The following is a 17,614-nucleotide window of genomic DNA, read 5'->3' as shown; positions in this document are numbered from 1 at the left end:
AATTTATTCATAAAAATTAGTTTACTAAATATCTATACTGTGAAAGTTATTTTAAAATATAGTTTTATTTTCTTTGTTTTTCTCAGCTTGACAAGTTGCTTTGATATCATCGATAAAATTAGTTTGAAAGCCGATGGAAGCGGAGAATATTCTGTAATTCTGAATGCCAGCAAAAGCAAGACACGTCTGCAATCTATCTCCAAAATGGAAACCATCAACGGTAAAAAAGTTCCCAAGAAATCCGAAATTGATAAAAAACTGAATGACGCTTCTGCAATTTTCAAAACCGTTGCAGGAATCAGCAATGTAAAAACGTTTTTCGATGCAGAAAATTATATTATTAAACTGAGTTGTAATTTCAAGAAAATTGAAAATATCAATGCTGGTTTGGAATTGTTGAAATCGAAAAATGTTATTGGAAAAATGATCCCGACTCAGCTTTATAAAAATAATTTGTTGGAGAAAATATTGGTAAGAAATAAAATTTCCAGTTTCAAAACCGAATATGATAAAATGAGTTCTGCAGATAAAGAAGTATTTAATAATGCGACTTACACCTCGATTTTACAATTCGAAAATCTGATAAAATCTCAAACCAATTCCGAATATAAAATCTCGCCCAGCAAAAAAGCGATGAAATTGGATGGAACAATTTTAGATTTTATCCTTCAGAAAAAACAAGTTCAAAATAATATTACACTGCAATAAAAACAACAAACTATGAAATCAATTTTACAGAAAGTTCTATTCCTATTTTTATTATTCTGTTTCAGTTTTGCTATTTCGCAAAGCAGAATTCAGGTTCCGGACAATGTTTTGTTTTATATGGAAGTCAATGGAAAACAGTTGAATGGCAAAGTTGACTGGCAGAAACTCAATCCAATTTTACAAGATTTAAATAAAAATAGTGCTGAAAAACCAAGCTGGAAAGACTTTTCTGATATTGGTTTAGAAAACGATGCTAAGCAATACCATTATGCTGTTTTCAATGATACTGTAAAAACTTACACGGCACATTTGATTTTAAAAGATTCCAAAAAATTTCTGAATTTTTTGAATACTTCTGCCAAAAAAGAATTGGAAGTAACCAAGAAAGACAAATATTCTTACGTCCATCTTAACAATGAATCTTTTGTTGCATGGAATGATAAAAAAGCGGTGATGAGCCTCATAACTTACACCAAAAAATTCCCACAAGTCTTGTGGAATGATCAAGATAGTTCTGTTGTTGTAATAGATTCTGCGGCTATAGCTACAGATTCTATCGCTGCTGTTGATTCAACTTATTATGAGCCAGAAAAACCATTTGATTACAAAGAAGAAATCAAATATCTAAAGGACGAAATCAAATATCAGAAAGAAGATATCAAAGAACATCAACAGGAAATTGTGCGTCTCCAGAAAGATATCAAATACTTGGAAAAACACCACAAATATCCTGAGCAAAAAACTACGGAAAACTTAGATTCGGAAGAAGTTGCATCTGCAAAACCTACGGAAGAGTATAATGAGGAAGCAGAGGACTTGGCTTATCAAAAAGAAATGGACTCGATAAAAGCTGCAGATTTTAAGATTCTAAAATCCTTGGCTGAGATTGATTTTGATAAATATTTTGATGCGGGGACAGAAATTGAAGTTCCTAAAAAATTGGTAGCTTTTCAGGATGCAAAGTCAGATGTTTTTGCTTTTGTGAGTTATGGTGAGATTTTCCAAAACGGACTTTACAAAAAGATGATGAGCGCTTATAAATTGGGCGGTTTTATCGATAATTTTTATGATTCTAACACATTCTACAATCTTTATTTTGAAAAGAATAAAGTGAGGTTGGTCAGCAATTATCAGCATAAAAATCCTGACATTCAGAAAAATATGGCTGCGGTTTACAAAGGTAAAAAGAATAAAAAACTGACAGCTTTAATCAATGATAAAAGTATTGGTTACTATGCAATTAATATCGATGGATACAAGTATTTTGACTTGATGTACAGTTTCTTTGAGAGTAATTCTGATGATAATTCCAAATATCAAAAAGAACTAGAACTCGTATTAGAAACTGTAAAAATTGTGTTGGATGAAGAAGCGATTTCTAAAATTGCGCCAGGTAACGGAATCTTTGTTCTGAATGAACTCAATACCAAAAAAGTTGAATACACAGATTACGAATATGATGAAAACTACAACAGCAAAGAAGTCAAAAAAATGAAGGATGTTGTAGTTCCGGATTTCACTTTTGCTTTTGCGACGGATAACGAGAATTATTGGAAAAGAGTTTTCAATGTTTTGTCAACCAGCAAAGAATTAGCGAAAAAATTTGTGAAAAATGGCGATGTTTATTTCTTCAAAAATGATGCGAAAAATAATACCTATATCGATCAGCTTTGTTTTACCGTAAAAGACGGAATCGTTTATCTGGCGACTTCTCCAAGTAATCTACTTGCTAAAAAACAATCTTCGACAACTGAGAAATTTGCAAAAGATGCATCTAAATTTCCTGTGTATGGAAAAATTGATATGAGAAGATTTTTAAATGGTTTGGAGCAGGAATTCAAAACCGGATCGGATAAAAAAAGTTTGGATCTTTTCAGGAAAAATATGGGCGATTTCGATTTTAAATCGGAACCGAAAAAAGAAAGTATCGAAACAGAGATCAATTACACAACGCCTAATTCTTCGGACAATAGTTTGATGTATTTCTTTGATTTCTGCAACGACATTATTAAGCTGACGGAACCAAAAACATCAACGGAATTATAAATGAAGAAAATCTTGGTCTTTATTCTGATTGTTTTTGTGTTGGCAATCGTTGGCTATTTTTTCTGGTCTCTCAAGGACAAAGATTTGAAGCTGGTTCCCAAAGATGCAGATGCTGTAGTTTTGATTGATGTTAAAAAATTAAAAGAGCAATATTTTTTCTCGTCACTAAAACATCCATCTGTTTGGTTTGAAGGTTCTAGATTGAATTCCAAAAAAAATGGATTGATAATTCCGGATTATATCCAGATTTTTCATTTAGAAAACACCAATTTTTCGCAGTGGTACAGCATTTTTGAAATTAAGAATAAAGACAATTTTCTTGAATTTTTAAAGGGAAAAGGTTTCAAAATAGCAGAAAATAATATTTATAAAAAAGATAGATTTTCTGTCAAAATAGAAGCTTCAAAATGTGTTATCGGCTTTTCAAATTCTTCGTTCGAGGAAAAATCAAACTTGATTCTTAAGTCTAAAACCAAAGGTTTATACGCTGACCAGTTGATTAATAATTCGGTTGCGAGCGTGTCTTATTTTGCAAAATCTAAAATTCACAAGTTTGCGGTCTATCTGAATGACGATAATATCGAAATCAAAACCAAAACCGTTCAGGATATTTTCTCATCACAAATCTCGGATTTGGAAAAGCAAACACAGTTTCTAAAATTGAAATTAGATTCTAAAAATGCTAAAATCGTCTCAAAATTATTTAATGAAAATCTGATTGATTCGATTGACATCAATTCCGTTAGTGCGATTTCAGAATTAGAATCTGTTAATGACAAGATTGTGAGTTATGCTTATGATGATAATTTCAACGAGGTAGAAAAAGTCAGCTATCAGAAGTTGGTACAACCTAATTATACGATTAATGTACAAAGTTCGGATGTTGAGAAACTTTGGTCTTATTTTCAAGATAAGAAATGGATTAATGCAGAAAATCAATTCACAGCAATTCCATTTCAACCCAATGTAATCAAGAAAAATTCCTTTGAGATTTCGATTCAATCCACTCGGAAAAATATAAATTTTGGAGAATCGCCATCAGGCAGTTTTATATTGCTTAAAAATAATTTATTATTCGTTGATTTACTAAAAGTACTTTCGCCCTCCGACAAAAAATCGATTTCAAAAGTAAATTACCTTTATTATGGCAACAAGGGAGATTATTATTACCTGAAACTGCAATTAAAAAAAGATAAATTACCATTTATATTAAGCCAATAAGATGAATGTTTCAGAAATTTTATCATTAAAAACAATCATCCATTATTTTATGCATTTTGGTTTTCCCATTGTGTTGGCTTACATCTTTTTTAGGAAAGACTGGAAAAAAGCTTATTTCATAATGCTTGGGACAATGCTCGTAGATGCTGACCATTTGCTCAGCACACCGATTTTTGCACCGGACAGATGCAGTATCAATTTTCATCCGTTTCACACCTATTGGGCGATGGGCGTCTATTTTCTGTTGTTGTTTTTTAGAGGCGTTCCAAGAATGATTAGCGTTGGTTTGCTCTTTCATATGTTAACGGATTGGATAGATTGCCAGCTACATCATCTGAATTTTTAGAATTATTGGGGCAGCTTAATCCGCCTTCCGCTCCCAATCTTTTTTGCAGACAATTTCAGGTTCAATATAACTTTTGTACACGCAAAAAAGGATTTCCGCTCAAGTCGGGCTGCGTGTGATTCAACGTTTAGAAGTGTGTTTTCTTTGATAAGTTTTACGCCTTTGTGAATCTTAAAAAACATAGAGTAGTCAAAAAAACTTTGCGGGCTTTGCATTTAAAATATTAATTCCTAGCATTCGACATTTTGAAACTCATAATTCTGGCGATATTCAGAGCTCTTGCGATGGCGTTTTCAACATTTTCGCCTTCAAAATTATCGTGAACCGTTTTCTCCCAAATCTGTAACCAACGATTAAAATGTTTTTCTTCCAAAGCCGAAACTTCATTGATTGGAAAGTGTTTCGCCATTGGATGACCTTCATAAACAGGATTTCCTAAAAGAATACTTTCCCAGAAATTATACATTTTCGGAAGATGTTTGCTGAGGTCAATTTTTGCGATATCTGTGAAAAAAAATCCGATTAAATCATCTTTTATAACTTGGTCATAGAATTTGTTGACCAAAAATTCTACATCGGCGCGTGTCTGAATATCTTTCATTTTTCAAAATTAAAACAAATTAAAATGTAATTTTGCAATTATGTCAAAATTCAGTTTTTCCAGATTAAATTCAACCAAAGACACTGGTTTTGGGGATAATTTTTCAGGCAGATTTATCAACAAAGACGGTTATCCGAATATCAAGAAGAAAGGCATCAATATCCTGAATCGTTACAGCTGGTATCATACGATGCTGAACCTGAAAAGATGGCAGTTTATTGGATTGTTGATCGGGAGCTATATTGTTGTCAATTTTATCTTTGCACTTATTTATTATTCAATTGGGATCGAACACCTGACTGGTATTGACAAAAGCAATTTCCAAAACGAGTTTACGGATGTGTTCTTTTTCAGTTCCCAAACCTTTACCACGGTTGGGTACGGACGGATTGCACCGGTCGGTTTTCTGGCTAGTTTGGTGGCGACCTTTGAAGCTTTCTTGGGATTGTTGGCATTTGCCATTGCGACGGGTCTTTTTTACGGCCGTTTTTCGCGTCCAAGAGCTTTTTTGCAATTTAGTGATGTCGCCCTGATATCACCTCACAAAGACAAAACGGGATTGATGTTCCGGATGGCGCCATTCAAAAATACTTCGCTTACGGATGCTAGTATTACGGTTTTAACTTCCTTCGAAGTCACAGAAAATGGACAGACTAAAAGTTCATTCTACAATCTTAAACTCGAAGTCACAAAAATCACATCTTTGATTCTGAATTGGACCATCGTACATTATATAGATGAAGAATCTCCGTTTTATGGATTAAATGCGGATGATCTGAAAAATACGGATATAGAAATTATCGTTCACGTGAAGGCTTTTGATAGTATATTTTCCAGCGATGTGGTTCAGAGAACGAGTTACACCTCAGACGAAATTATTTACGGAGCCAAGTTCGAAAAAATGTATGCGCCAGATGAAACCAATAGATTTACCGTCCTTAATTTGGATTTGATTAATAGTAATTTTCCTGCACCATTACCAAACATTTCTTAATTATGAACCTCGATTTCTATAAACAGCAAGCTCAACTCAAACAAAAAGAACACAGAAAATTTCTGGATGGACTCAAAAAGAAACCACCAAAAAATCTGGACTATTTGGTTTTGGAAAAGCACGAAGAAACATTTGAAGAAATCGATTGTCTCAGCTGTGCGAATTGTTGTAAAACAACCGGTCCGCTTTACACAGAGAAAGATATTGAGAGAATTTCCAAACATCTGCGGATGAAACAAGCCGATTTTGAGTCGAAATTTCTGAGAGTAGATGAAGACAATGATAAAGTCCTTCAAAACTTACCTTGCTTTTTCCTGAATGATGACAACACTTGTTCAATTTATGATGTTCGTCCAAAAGCTTGTAGAGAATATCCTCACACAGACCGGAAGAAGATTTATCAGATTAATAATCTCACAATCAAGAATACCTTAATTTGTCCTGCAACTTATGTCTTTGTGGAGAAAATGAGACAAGTTTTGGAAAAATAGCTTATCCTAAAGTTTTCCCAAAAATCTTATAATTTCCGAATTTAACATAATATTGGTTTAATGTTTGGTCTTGATAATCAACACTAAATAAAAGTATTATGAAAAAGTTAATAGCAGGCGGTCTGATGATTTTCGGAGCAATGTTCGTTACCGCACAGGTAACACCGCCACAAGACACCTCAAGAACTAATAAAACGAGCAAGGAGAAAAAGATTGACAAAATGAATCAGAAAACTCCTGAAACCCTTCAACCCAACGGAATGAACAGGACTGTTGACACTGCAACAATTAATAACAAACAAAAAATGCAGAACAACCCGGACAGACTGAGACAAAATCAGACTTTGCCGGATAATGGAACAATGCAAACCCCGAACAATACGTTACCAAATAACGGAACTTTGCAGAATCCAAACACAACGAATCCAAACAATTCTACCAATCCTCAACAACCGTTAGAACCAACAAGTCCAACAAATCCGAATCCAACAAGATAGGATTTTAAAATTAAAAATGACCAGAGTATAATTGCTCTGGTTTTTTATTTTTAAAATTTGGTTTGATATTTGGGTTAATGTAATTAATACAAAAATAAATTATTATGAAAAAGATATTAATGACAGCCACTTTTCTTACTTTCGGAACAGTCTTGATTACCGCTCAGACAACAAAAAAATTAGAAACTAAATCATCCACAAAGACGACCGTGCTCAAATCAACAAAGTCTACTCAAAAAAGTAACACTCCAAAAATGGTAGACACCGCAAATATTGAGCAAAGACAAAAAGAGGCAGATGAAAAAGTGGCTCAACCAGCAATCCCACGCAGAGATGGTGTTACAGACGAAACAACAAAACCGCAAGCACAACCGGCGCCCGGACAATTAGAATAAAAAAGGAGCAAATTATTTTGCTCCTTTTTAAATTGTTTATGCTTTCCATTCCACCACGGCTTTGATAAAAGCTTCGGCGTTTTCTACTGGAATATTGGGTAAAATCCCGTGTCCGAGGTTGACGATATATTTGTCTTTCCCAAAACGGTTAATCATTTCGTGAACCATTTTTCTAATCGTTTCCGGCTTAGAATGCAATCTTGAAGGATCAAAATTCCCTTGCAAAGTCACGGCATTATTCGTGAATTGTCTGGCTAATTCCGGCGTAATTGTCCAGTCCACCCCAACTGCAGAAGCTTTAGATTTTGTCATTTCGTCTAATGCAAACCAACAACCTTTTCCGAAAACCACAACGTGCGTCAATGGTGCAAGCGCTTCAACAATCTGATTAATATACTGCCAAGAAAATTCCTGATAATCAGCCGGTGAAAGCATTCCGCCCCAAGAATCGAAAACTTGAACAGCAGAAACACCTTTTTCAACTTTTCTTTTTAAGTAAGCAATTGTTGTATCAGTAATTTTTTGTAGTAATTTGTGCGCTGCTTCCGGCTGTAGAAAACAAAACGATTTCGCAATATTGAAATCCTTAGAACCTCTACCTTCGATGCAATAACAGAAAATCGTCCAAGGCGAACCCGCAAATCCAATCAAAGGAATCTCATTGTCCAGTTTTTCCAAAGTCAATTCTATCGCATCAAAAACGTAACCCAAAGTATCATTCACATCAGGAACAATGACGTTGTCAACTTGTTGAGCGGTTCTGATAGGTTCATCCAGCCAAGGGCCAACTGATTCTTTCATTTTGAAATCGATTCCCATTGCTTGCGGAACCACCAAAATATCGGAGAACAAAATCGCCGCGTCCAAAGGAAATCTTCTAATCGGCTGCACCGTGATTTCCGAAGCCAATTCCGGCGTTTGACATCTTGTAAAAAAGTCGTATTTGTCGCGCAAAGCGATGAATTCCGGCAGGTATCTTCCGGCTTGTCTCATCATCCAAACTGGCGGTCTTTCTACGGTTTCCCCGCGAAGTGCTTTTAAATATAGGTCGTTTTTAATCATTTTTATTTTCAAATATTTTCAACTACTGCATTTTGCAACGTTTCAATTTTCATTAATTTGAGATATTGCAAAAAATGCGACAACTTAAAAATTTGCTAAATCTGAATAATCTGCGAGCTAAAAATTAGCTTCACTTTTAATCAAATTCAACAAATCCGCTAAAGTATTTTTCGAGCTTGTAATTATTTTATTATCAGTTAGTTTTTCAATTTCCGAAGTTGTTGTTTTTCCAATCGAAAAAATCCTGACATCGTCAAAATTATTAAACTTAGCAAAACTACGAACTCCACTCGGACTGAAAAAAACTATCACCTGATATTTCTCATCGATTTTCGGATAGAGTAGTTTTGTCTTATAAACAGGGATTTTTTTGTAGGAAATATTTTGCAATGGCAATTTCTCATCCAAGATATCAAGTGCAATATTTCCGCAGAAATGCAAAAACTTTTCGTTCGCTGAGTTCTCAACAATAAACTGCGAAAGTTCGTGGGCATTCCTACAAAGTTTAAAAGTCCCAAAATTATGTTTTCTCAGTTCCTTTTTCGTCTGCGAACCTACCACATAAATTTTATTGTAATTTTTCGGTTCCGCAAAATTTTCGTTGGCAGAAAATCCATTTTCAAAAAAAGCTTTTACGCCATTCACACTCGTGAAAATTAAGGAATTGTTTTTTAACCCGAAAGATTTAGTTTTTATAAACTCCGTCTTAATGACATCAACAAAATCGATCGAAAAACCTGTTCCTAATTTCTCAGAAACCTTTTCTATGTCCAGTGATTTTGTAAAAAGGATTTTCATTTTGTTCTCATCGCAAAGGCGCAAAAAATATTTAAAATTGAGATTAAAAAGAAAGTTGCAAATTTTCAAACTTGGCGACTTTGAATATTTGAGATGAATATTAATTTCGCCTTTGCGTTAAATCAATTACAGACTTTTTTTAATTTCTTCCATCAATTCTTTCCCGCCGTTTTCCAAAACTTTCAATGCGATTTTTTTTCCGAAGTTTTCAGAATCGTTCCACTCAAAAATTTCGTCGGTTTCGATGCAGTTTTTTCCGTCTAGCGAACAAAGTCTTCCAAGGAATCTAATTTGTCCATCAACCATCTCAGCTTTTGCGCCAATTGGAGCTGTGCAACCGCCTTCAAGAGTTTTCAGAAACTCTCTTTCTATATTAACACAAATTTCAGTTTCCTGGTGAGAAATCGATTTTAAAATATCGTTCAATTCTGGATTATCGATTTTGCTGGCAATCGCAACAACACCTTGTGAAGGCGCTTGCAACATAAACGGAATTTGCTCGTAATGAACATCAATATTCATTCTTTTGATTCCTGCAAGAGAAAATAAAGTCGCATCGGCAACGCCATCATCCAGTTTTTTCAAACGGGTTTGAACGTTTCCGCGGATGTCGGTAAATTCGGTTTCTGGGAATTGTTTTAACCAAAAAGCACGTCTTCTCAAACTGCTTGTGGCGATTTTCAAAACTTCCAAATCTAAAGGTTCGGCATCGTTATTTCTAACTAGAACATCTTCAGGGAAGTCTCTTTCCAAAACGGCAGAAATCTGAATGTTATTCGGCAATTGTGTTGGAACATCTTTCAAAGAATGAACGGCGATATCAATTTCATCATTCAATAAAGCGATGTCCAAATCTTTAGTAAAAACGCCTGTGATCGCCAAGGCATAAAGCGGTTGGTCCAGATTTTTGTCGCCAGAACTTAGGATAGGAACAATCTCGGTTTGGAAACCCAGATTCTGTAGTTTCGATTCAACTTCGTGAGCCTGCCAAAGTGCAAGCGGACTATTTCTCGTTCCTATTTTTATTGTCGTCATCGGATTCTTGTTTATGAATGTCCAGAATATCTTCCATTATTTTCGTGATTTCGTCTGCACGGGAAGGGTTTTCCAGAATATATTTTGCAAATCGGTTTGTGATTTTCTGTACTAAATTGTTAGATAAAACCATATCCTCGATTTTTGCATAATGGAATTTCTTATGGATGTTATGCATCTCATTTTCCTCAATCTGTTTCAAAGAATTTTTGAACTGATTGATATTCGGAGCCAGTTTTCTTTTCTTTTCCCAATCCACAAATTCCTTCGCCATTTCTTTGATGATTCCTTCTGCTTTCGGGATTTCTTTTTTGCGTTGTTCCATCGTTGCTTTGATGGTTTGTGAAAGTTGATCAACGTCTATCAAAGTCACATTTTCCCAATTTCCCACTTCCTTCTGAACGTTATTCGGAATTGATAAATCGATGACAAGCATTTCTTTATCTTTTGGGAAATTAGACTCATCAATAATATATTTCTGAGCACCGGTTGCGACAATCAGAACATCAGTTTGTTTCAATTCTTCAGGAAAAAGATTGAAATCGATTTGTGGAATTTTATATTTATCTGCAATTTTCTCAGCTTTTTCAAAAGAACGGTTCGCGATTTTGATTTTTGGCTGATAAACGTGCTTCACGAGGTTTTCAATCGTGTTTTGTCCAATTTCTCCAACACCAAGAAGCAAGATGTTTTTCTCGTGGAGATGTCTGGTGTTGTTCAAAATATAATGAACCGCTGCATAAGAAACCGAAGCTGAACCAGTGCTGATTCCAGTTTCGTTTTTGATTCTTTTTGAAATTTGAATCGATGAATTAATCGCGCGTTCCAAATAAGGATTAGAAAAATCTTTATACTTTTTGAATCGATGATAGGCGTTCTTGATTTGAGAAACAATCTCGAAATCGCCGATAATCTGACTTTCCAAACCTGCTGCAACCCGGAAAAGATGAAACAAAGCATCCTCACGCTGAATAACATTGACGTATTTCAAAAAGTCTGAAAGCTGAACACCAACCGTATTACAATACAATTCTGCAATATGAAGATAATTCTTGGTCGTAGAATAGATTTCGGTTCTGTTGCAAGTGGAAACCACAAACGCATCGCCCAAATCCTCTTCGTGGATTTTGTTGGCAAAAGATTTTATGTGGTCATCAAAAAAAGCAAATTTTCCACGGATTTCTGCATCAGCTTTTTCATAACTGATGCTTAGAACTGCAAAATCTGATGTTTGATGAAATTTATGTTTTGGATTCATTTTCAGTTTGCAAAATTACGATTTTTAAAACAAAGACTCTTTCTGAATATCATTTTCGAAAATTGATAAAATCTATAAACTCTGTTCAAAAACATAGAAGAACAACAATGTTTTAATAGAATTTTTATAAGAGTAATAATTTTTGATTTCTAATTGGAATTCAGATTTATGGGTAGTGAAAAATTCTTGAAATTTTAAGGAAATTTTAACCAAATTATTTTGAAATCAGGACAGAGAATAAGTCTAAATTTATATCTTTGTAAACTTAATAATGACTGAACAAAATGGGTATATTGGATATGTTTACGCAAGAAATTGCGATTGACTTAGGGACTGCGAACACGCTTATTATTCACAATAACAAAATCGTTGTGGATCAGCCTTCTATCGTTGCGATAGAGCGTTCTTCTGGTAAGCCGATTGCCGTTGGGGAGCAAGCAAAACATATGCAAGGGAAGACTCACGAGGATATCAAAACTGTTCGTCCTTTGAAGGATGGGGTTATTGCAGATTTCCACGCTTCAGAACATATGATTAAGGAATTTATCAAACAAATTCCGGGCATCAAAGGGAAACTTTTCCAACCGGCACTTAGAATCGTGATTTGTATTCCTTCAGGTATTACTGAAGTTGAGAAAAGAGCGGTAAGAGATTCTGCTCAAAAAGTGAATGCGAAAGAAGTCCGTTTGATTTATGAACCAATGGCTGCTGCAATAGGAGTTGGGATTGATGTTCAAAAACCAGAAGGTAATATGATTATCGATATAGGTGGAGGTACAACGGAGATTGCTGTAGTTGCACTTGGTGGAATTGTTTGTGATAAATCTGTGAAAATTGCTGGTGATGTTTTCACCAATGATATTGCTTATTACTTAAGAACGCACCATAATTTATATATCGGAGAAAGAACGGCTGAGAGAATCAAATTGGAAGTTGGGTCGGCTGTTGAAGAGCTGGATGTTCCAATTGATGATATACCTGTACAAGGTAGAGATTTGATTACTGGGAAACCAAAAGAGATTATGGTTAATTATAAAGAAATTGCTAAAGCTCTGGATAAATCGATTATCAGAATCGAGGATGCAGTTATGGAAACTTTATCTTTAACTCCTCCTGAATTGGCCGCGGATATCTACAAAACCGGAATTTATCTTGCTGGTGGTGGCGCTCTTTTGAGAGGTTTGGCAGACAGGCTTCACAGAAAAACCGGACTTCCTGTTTTCGTGGCAGAAGACCCATTGAGAGCGGTTGTAAGAGGAACAGGGATTGCTCTTAAAAATATGGATAAATTCAATTTCCTTATCAAATAATAATTTTTTCGAGGTCTTTTTTTAGATGGGTGCTTTGCTGAGATTTTTTTCCAAGAATGCATTATTTGTGTTCTTCATATTCCTGCAATTGGTTGCAATTGTACTGATATTCAGCAAAAACGCTATGCAGCAAAGTTTCCTGGCAGCAAAAACGGCGGCTTTCAATTCTTGGGTTTCCGGTTATATCGATGAGGGAACTTCTTACTTGAAATTAAAACAAATCAATGAAGACCTTGTTGTTCAGAATAAAGCTTTGATGAAAGAACTTTACGGAAAAGAAAAGTTGGATAAACCTGTTTTCCGAAGAGTTTATGATACAATCGGAGGCGGACAGATTTATACTTTTGTTGACGGCGAAGTTGTTTACAATACTATAAACAGAAAAGATAATTATTTCACAATTAACAGAGGGCGTCTGCAAGGCGTAAGTTCTAAAATGGGTGTTATTGCGCCTCGAGGAATTGCCGGAATCGTTATCAATACAACAGATAATTATTCTTTGGTTCAATCTGTTTTGAGTACCAATAAAATCAAAATCAGCGCATCGCTTAAAAAGTCAGGATATTTCGGGACACTTTCCTGGAAAGGAGATGATACCAGAACGATGACGCTTTCTGATATCCCGAAATATGTTCCGCTAAAAGTTGGAGATACGGTTGTAACAGACGGAAAATCTTCAATCTTTCCTGCAGGGATTTTGGTGGGAACAGTTGCCGGTTATCAGGTTGACAGCAAGACAGGATTCTGGGACGTTTCTGTAGAACTTAGCGAGAAAATCGGAAAACTGAGTACGGTTTATGTTGTAAGAAATCTTAAAAAATCGGAGGTTCAGAAAATAGATGATACGTTAAAGGCTCAAATTAAAAAAGATGGTCAGTAGAAACATTGCATCAGATTTGCTTTTAATAGCAATACTTACAGCTTTTCAGGTTTTCATCCTGAACAGGATTGCTTTGTTTGGGCAATACATTCCTGTACTTTACCCGGTGTTTGTAATGTTCTATCCGTTTTTTCGAAATCAATTTCAATTTCTTGGATTGAGCTTTCTTTTAGGATTGTGTGTGGATGCGTTTTTGGGAACTTGGGGCATCAATGCTTTTGCAACGACAGTTATCGCTTACTTTAGAACAATCATATTCAGAACATCAACGGATACGACTACGGATTTCTTTTCTTTCCAAAGTATCCAGTGGACACAGTTCATATTTTTTATCATCACCAGTATTTTTATCCATCAATTTTTGGTACAGTACATCGAGTTTTTTAAATTCGATAGATTTTTTGAAATTTTATTTAATGTAATAGTAACCAGTATAATCTCGTTTGTATTTATATTAGCCTATACATTAGCATTTAAAATCAAACAAAAAGTCTGAACCGAAAGCATGTCTATCCAATACCAAAAAATACTCTCTTTGAAACCGAGGTTGCATATGTCCTCTGAAAAGATTGAAAAATACATATGAAATCACAATACCTCAGAATCATTCTAGCGCTTTCTATTATTGCATTAATTTTTATTGCAAGGCTTTCTTATTTGCAGCTATTCACAGATAGATATGCGCTTAATGCAGCCAATACTTCCATTAAAATTGAATATGTCATTCCTCCAAGAGGTGTTATTTTTGATAGAAATGGAAAAATACTTGTAGGAAATCAACCAGCATTTGAAATTTCATACACTGCAGCACTTTTAAAACCTGATTTCGATACGCTTGGTTTTTGCAAATTATTGAATATTTCCAAACCCGATTTCATCAAAACGATGAAAAATATTGAGAAAGAGAAATATTATTCTAAGCTGACACCAATGACTTTTATGAAAAATCTAAGTCGTGAAGATATGGCAAGGATTCAGGAATTGATTTTCAAATATCCGGCGTTTTCAATTGTTCCTCGTCCGCAAAGACAATATGAAATCAATACTTCAGGAAACCTTTTGGGTTATACTAATCAGGTGAATGATAATGATATTAAGAAAGATTCATTGTATTATTTACCTGGAGATATTGTAGGAAAAAGCGGCATCGAGAAAGCTTACGAAAAAGAACTTCGAGGCGAAAAAGGAATGAAATATATCCAAAAAGATATTCGCCAAAGAAGTATCGGTTCTTATAAAAACGGAGAGCTCGACAAAGAAGTTGTAACTGGAAAAGATTTAACTTTAACCATTGATTACGATTTGCAGAGAATGGCGGAGGAAATGTTGGTTAATAAACACGGAGCAGTTGTAGCCCTTGACCCAAATAATGGCGAAATCTTGACAATGGCAACCGGGCCAGACATCGACCCGAATCTTTTCACCGGACCAAACAAATCAAGAAATCTCTATAGATTAGCCAACGATACGATTTTCGAAAACAAACCTACGTTTGACCGTTCCGTTCAGGCGGCTTATCCTCCAGGATCTACTTTCAAACTACTGACCGCTTTGGCTGCAATGGAAATGGGTGTGATGGATGATAAAACCATTTTCCCTTGTGGAAGAGGATTTTTCTATCGTGGGAAAAGCATCAAAGGCCACGGTGGAGCAGACCCGCTGATTCCATCGATTCAGGTTTCTAGTAACTGTTATTTCACTTATGCTTATATCTCAATCATAAAAAAATACCCAGGAAACCCATCAAAAGGTGTTGATGAATGGAAAAAGATCATCAATAGCTTTGGTGTTGGAGAATTCCTTAATAATGATTTGGCTGTTGGAGCAAAAGGTAGAATTCCTTCCGGAGAATTCTATGAAAAGAGAATGAAATCCATTTATAAAGCAAGTGGTTCTAAACGGACTGATTATAAAAACTGGGACGAGATGCCAACCGGAGCTATATATAATGGTATGGGACAAGGCGATGTGCTTTTAACACCAATGCAAATGGCCAATTTTGTTGCTGCTATTGCAAACAAGGGTTGGTACTATACGCCTCACGTTGTTAAGTCTATTGATGGAAAACCAAATCCAGATCCAAGATTCAAGAAAAAGCATATGACTTTGGTTCAGAATCCTCATTTCTACAATGTCGTTCTACAAGGAATGGAAGCGGTAATGTTGAGAGGAACGGGAAGAAGTCTAATGTCTAAAGATTTTACCCAATTGGCAAAAACAGGAACGGCGCAGGTTCCCCAAGGGAAAGATAATTCGATTTTTGTATTGATTGCTCCGGCTGATAAACCGAAAATTGTGGTTGCAGCTGTAATGGAACACGCAGGATTTGGTGCTACTTGGGCTGGTCCGGCTTGTACAACGATTGCTGAAAAATATATCACGGGAGAACTGAAAAGAGAACATCTCTACAAGAAAATGATTACCTCTAGTTTTATGCCGGAGTATAAACGACAGTATGTTGCCGATATGAAGCGAAAAGGCTGGTACAAAGAACCGCCAAAAGATTCTATTCAGTTGAAAAAAATTAAAGATAGTCTGAAGGCAATTCAGGACAAAAAATTAAAGAAAGACAGTTCCAAAGTTAAACCTCTAAAATCCAAAGTATAATGAAGTGGGCAGAAGGTATTGACAAATTGGGGATGACATTATATATCCTGCTGTGTGTGTTTGCGATTATCAACATTCATAGTGTGAAAGCGGAGTTGGGCGAAAAACAATTGATGTTCTTTGGAATCTCTTGCTTCGTTGGATTGATTATCTTCTTTATGAGAACTAAGTTCTTTGAGAATATGTCGGCTATCATTTATGTTGGTGGTGTTTTACTTTTAATAGGATTATTTCCTTTCGGAACAGAAATTCTTGGACAGAAAAACTGGTACAAATTCGGAGGCTTTACGATGCAACCTGTTGAATTTGCAAAAATAGGAACTTCTTTGATGTTAGCAAATTATGTTTCCAATCAGGATTTTAATATCAATAATCAACGGTCATTAATTACATCTTTAGCCATCATTGCAATTCCTGGAGTTGTCGTTTTGATGATACCGGATGTTGGGTCATTACTGGTTTTTGTGGCTTTCGTAATTGCTTTATATAGAGAAGGGCTGTCTGGGAAGTTATTTTTAGTTGGGACACTATTTGCAGGTGTTTTCCTTATTGCCAATTATCTGAACGACCCATTGAAAATTGACCTCTGGTATTTCACTGTTATCATTCTTGTTTTAGGTGCAATTTGGGTTATATTCAATGTTGCAATGCTGCATAAGAATATTTACTCTTTGTTGCCGGCAATTGGTATTATCGTTTTGTTAGCTGGCTTATCAATCGTTTCACCAATTGTTTTCGAAAAATTGCCTAAACACCAGCAGGAAAGAGTTGAAGTTTTGTACAAAGGGGAAAGAGAATTTCGTGATACATCCGGATATAATTTGCTTTATTCCAAAACTGCAATTGGTTCTGGCGGGATGATGGGGAAAGGCTATAAACAAGGTTCTGTAACCCAAGGAAAATTCGTTCCCGAACAGGAAACTGATTATATCTTTTGTACCGTTGGAGAAGAATGGGGGTTCTTAGGAAGCACTATTCTGATTCTTTGTTATGCCATCTTCATTGGTAGAATTTATTATCTCGCAGAGAATCAGAAATCAATATTTAATCGAGTTTTTGGATACTGTTTCGCTTCTATTTTATTGATTCACTTTGTGATTAATCTTGGGATGGTTATGGGATTATTTCCAACTGTAGGAATTCCCTTGCCGTTTTTTAGTTATGGAGGAAGTTCGCTTTTGGCATTCTCTATAATGACTTTTATTTTCTTTAAACTCAATTACGCAGACAAAAATAGTCTTGTTTAGATAGGGCTAACTTTCTAGGATATTTTATTTCATAAAATAATTCAAATCGTTTATTGGTTTGGTTGAATTTTTGATATTCATTTTTTTAATAAAAAATAATAATTTCAAAAACAATTTT

Annotated in this window: 18 protein-coding genes; 13 read left to right on the top strand and 5 right to left on the bottom strand. The window is 35.1% G+C overall.

All coding sequences use genetic code 11. The annotated features are described in order from the left end of the window. Nucleotides 1–39: 39 nt before the first annotated feature. Genes BUR19_RS12210 through BUR19_RS12195 form a run of 4 tightly spaced genes read left to right on the top strand, consistent with a single transcriptional unit; the run spans nucleotide 40 to nucleotide 4,321 of the window. Nucleotides 40–708, top strand: a complete 669-nt coding sequence (locus BUR19_RS12210) for a hypothetical protein (protein ID WP_074235747.1) — start codon at nucleotides 40–42, stop codon at nucleotides 706–708. Nucleotides 709–720: 12 nt separating this feature from the next. After that, nucleotides 721–2,754: a hypothetical protein gene (locus BUR19_RS12205; RefSeq protein ID WP_074235746.1), complete on the top strand. Its 2,034-nt coding sequence runs from the start codon at nucleotides 721–723 to the stop codon at nucleotides 2,752–2,754. After that, a complete protein-coding gene (locus BUR19_RS12200) occupies nucleotides 2,755–3,975 on the top strand; it encodes a hypothetical protein (RefSeq protein ID WP_074235745.1) in 1,221 nt (406 codons plus the stop codon). It abuts the gene before it with no gap. A gap of 1 nt (nucleotide 3,976) precedes the next feature. Next, a complete protein-coding gene (locus BUR19_RS12195; RefSeq protein WP_074235744.1) occupies nucleotides 3,977–4,321 on the top strand; it encodes a DUF6122 family protein in 345 nt (114 codons plus the stop codon). A 223-nt stretch (nucleotides 4,322–4,544) separates the two neighbouring features. Here the strand turns inward: BUR19_RS12195 and BUR19_RS12185 are convergent, their stop codons facing one another. Next, nucleotides 4,545–4,922, bottom strand: coding sequence for a group III truncated hemoglobin (locus BUR19_RS12185; RefSeq protein WP_074235742.1), 378 nt, complete (start codon nucleotides 4,920–4,922; stop codon nucleotides 4,545–4,547). A gap of 40 nt (nucleotides 4,923–4,962) precedes the next feature. Between BUR19_RS12185 and BUR19_RS12180 the strand changes: the two genes are divergently transcribed. The 4 genes from BUR19_RS12180 to BUR19_RS12165 all read left to right on the top strand — a co-directional run bounded on the left by BUR19_RS12180 (nucleotide 4,963) and on the right by BUR19_RS12165 (nucleotide 7,299). After that, nucleotides 4,963–5,916, top strand: coding sequence for an ion channel (locus BUR19_RS12180; protein WP_074235741.1), 954 nt, complete (start codon nucleotides 4,963–4,965; stop codon nucleotides 5,914–5,916). A 2-nt stretch (nucleotides 5,917–5,918) separates the two neighbouring features. Then, nucleotides 5,919–6,407: a YkgJ family cysteine cluster protein gene (locus tag BUR19_RS12175; protein WP_074235740.1), complete on the top strand. Its 489-nt coding sequence runs from the start codon at nucleotides 5,919–5,921 to the stop codon at nucleotides 6,405–6,407. A 98-nt stretch (nucleotides 6,408–6,505) separates the two neighbouring features. Next, on the top strand, nucleotides 6,506–6,904 hold the full coding sequence (locus tag BUR19_RS12170; protein ID WP_074235739.1) for a hypothetical protein: 399 nt from the start codon (nucleotides 6,506–6,508) through the stop codon (nucleotides 6,902–6,904). 104 nt (nucleotides 6,905–7,008) lie between these two features. Beyond that, nucleotides 7,009–7,299 carry a hypothetical protein gene (locus BUR19_RS12165; protein ID WP_074235738.1) on the top strand — a complete coding sequence of 97 codons (291 nt, stop codon included), beginning with the start codon at nucleotides 7,009–7,011 and terminating at the stop codon, nucleotides 7,297–7,299. 36 nt (nucleotides 7,300–7,335) lie between these two features. On the opposite strand, the gene hemE is transcribed toward BUR19_RS12165, so the two are convergent. The 4 genes from hemE to hemA form a co-directional block, all read right to left on the bottom strand. Next, a complete protein-coding gene (gene hemE / locus BUR19_RS12160; RefSeq protein ID WP_074235737.1) occupies nucleotides 7,336–8,361 on the bottom strand; it encodes a uroporphyrinogen decarboxylase in 1,026 nt (341 codons plus the stop codon). A gap of 117 nt (nucleotides 8,362–8,478) precedes the next feature. Continuing rightward, nucleotides 8,479–9,159, bottom strand: coding sequence for a uroporphyrinogen-III synthase (locus tag BUR19_RS12155; protein ID WP_074235736.1), 681 nt, complete (start codon nucleotides 9,157–9,159; stop codon nucleotides 8,479–8,481). Between the two features lie 126 nt (nucleotides 9,160–9,285). Further along, nucleotides 9,286–10,194 (bottom strand): hydroxymethylbilane synthase, encoded by a 909-nt coding sequence (hemC, locus tag BUR19_RS12150; RefSeq protein WP_074235735.1) that lies wholly within the window; start codon nucleotides 10,192–10,194, stop codon nucleotides 9,286–9,288. After that, entirely contained in the window at nucleotides 10,163–11,452 is a 1,290-nt protein-coding gene (gene hemA / locus BUR19_RS12145; RefSeq protein WP_074235734.1) for a glutamyl-tRNA reductase, read from the bottom strand. The genes hemC and hemA overlap by 32 nt, the downstream gene beginning before the upstream one ends. A 284-nt stretch (nucleotides 11,453–11,736) precedes the next feature. Between hemA and BUR19_RS12140 the strand changes: the two genes are divergently transcribed. From BUR19_RS12140 to rodA, 5 genes are all read left to right on the top strand, one after another. Next, entirely contained in the window at nucleotides 11,737–12,762 is a 1,026-nt protein-coding gene (locus BUR19_RS12140) for a rod shape-determining protein (RefSeq protein ID WP_027383133.1), read from the top strand. Between the two features lie 25 nt (nucleotides 12,763–12,787). Then, a complete protein-coding gene (gene mreC, locus BUR19_RS12135; protein ID WP_074235733.1) occupies nucleotides 12,788–13,642 on the top strand; it encodes a rod shape-determining protein MreC in 855 nt (284 codons plus the stop codon). Further along, nucleotides 13,632–14,138, top strand: a complete 507-nt coding sequence (locus BUR19_RS12130; protein ID WP_027383135.1) for a hypothetical protein — start codon at nucleotides 13,632–13,634, stop codon at nucleotides 14,136–14,138. Before mreC ends, BUR19_RS12130 begins: the two co-directional genes overlap by 11 nt. A gap of 86 nt (nucleotides 14,139–14,224) precedes the next feature. Next, on the top strand, nucleotides 14,225–16,249 hold the full coding sequence (locus BUR19_RS12125; RefSeq protein ID WP_074235732.1) for a peptidoglycan D,D-transpeptidase FtsI family protein: 2,025 nt from the start codon (nucleotides 14,225–14,227) through the stop codon (nucleotides 16,247–16,249). Then, on the top strand, nucleotides 16,249–17,496 hold the full coding sequence (gene rodA / locus BUR19_RS12120; protein ID WP_074235731.1) for a rod shape-determining protein RodA: 1,248 nt from the start codon (nucleotides 16,249–16,251) through the stop codon (nucleotides 17,494–17,496). Before BUR19_RS12125 ends, rodA begins: the two co-directional genes overlap by 1 nt. The last annotated feature ends 118 nt before the right edge of the window (nucleotides 17,497–17,614 follow it).

The organism is Epilithonimonas zeae, from assembly GCF_900141765.1.
GTDB lineage: Bacteria > Bacteroidota > Bacteroidia > Flavobacteriales > Weeksellaceae > Epilithonimonas > Epilithonimonas zeae.
This window is presented reverse-complemented; position numbering and strand designations above follow the sequence as displayed.

Bases quoted from the DNA above. Each gene is read 5' to 3' on its own strand.
- BUR19_RS12205 (WP_074235746.1), top strand. From the start codon at position 721: ATGAAATCAATTTTACAGAAAGTTCTATTCCTATTTTTATTATTCTGT.
- BUR19_RS12200 (WP_074235745.1), top strand. From the start codon at position 2,755: ATGAAGAAAATCTTGGTCTTTATTCTGATTGTTTTTGTGTTGGCAATC.
- BUR19_RS12195 (WP_074235744.1), top strand. From the start codon at position 3,977: ATGAATGTTTCAGAAATTTTATCATTAAAAACAATCATCCATTATTTT.
- BUR19_RS12185 (WP_074235742.1), bottom strand. From the start codon at position 4,922: ATGAAAGATATTCAGACACGCGCCGATGTAGAATTTTTGGTCAACAAA.
- BUR19_RS12180 (WP_074235741.1), top strand. From the start codon at position 4,963: ATGTCAAAATTCAGTTTTTCCAGATTAAATTCAACCAAAGACACTGGT.
- BUR19_RS12175 (WP_074235740.1), top strand. From the start codon at position 5,919: ATGAACCTCGATTTCTATAAACAGCAAGCTCAACTCAAACAAAAAGAA.
- BUR19_RS12170 (WP_074235739.1), top strand. From the start codon at position 6,506: ATGAAAAAGTTAATAGCAGGCGGTCTGATGATTTTCGGAGCAATGTTC.
- BUR19_RS12165 (WP_074235738.1), top strand. From the start codon at position 7,009: ATGAAAAAGATATTAATGACAGCCACTTTTCTTACTTTCGGAACAGTC.
- hemE (WP_074235737.1), bottom strand. From the start codon at position 8,361: ATGATTAAAAACGACCTATATTTAAAAGCACTTCGCGGGGAAACCGTA.
- BUR19_RS12155 (WP_074235736.1), bottom strand. From the start codon at position 9,159: ATGAAAATCCTTTTTACAAAATCACTGGACATAGAAAAGGTTTCTGAG.
- hemC (WP_074235735.1), bottom strand. From the start codon at position 10,194: ATGACGACAATAAAAATAGGAACGAGAAATAGTCCGCTTGCACTTTGG.
- hemA (WP_074235734.1), bottom strand. From the start codon at position 11,452: ATGAATCCAAAACATAAATTTCATCAAACATCAGATTTTGCAGTTCTA.
- BUR19_RS12140 (WP_027383133.1), top strand. From the start codon at position 11,737: ATGGGTATATTGGATATGTTTACGCAAGAAATTGCGATTGACTTAGGG.
- mreC (WP_074235733.1), top strand. From the start codon at position 12,788: ATGGGTGCTTTGCTGAGATTTTTTTCCAAGAATGCATTATTTGTGTTC.
- BUR19_RS12130 (WP_027383135.1), top strand. From the start codon at position 13,632: ATGGTCAGTAGAAACATTGCATCAGATTTGCTTTTAATAGCAATACTT.
- BUR19_RS12125 (WP_074235732.1), top strand. From the start codon at position 14,225: ATGAAATCACAATACCTCAGAATCATTCTAGCGCTTTCTATTATTGCA.
- rodA (WP_074235731.1), top strand. From the start codon at position 16,249: ATGAAGTGGGCAGAAGGTATTGACAAATTGGGGATGACATTATATATC.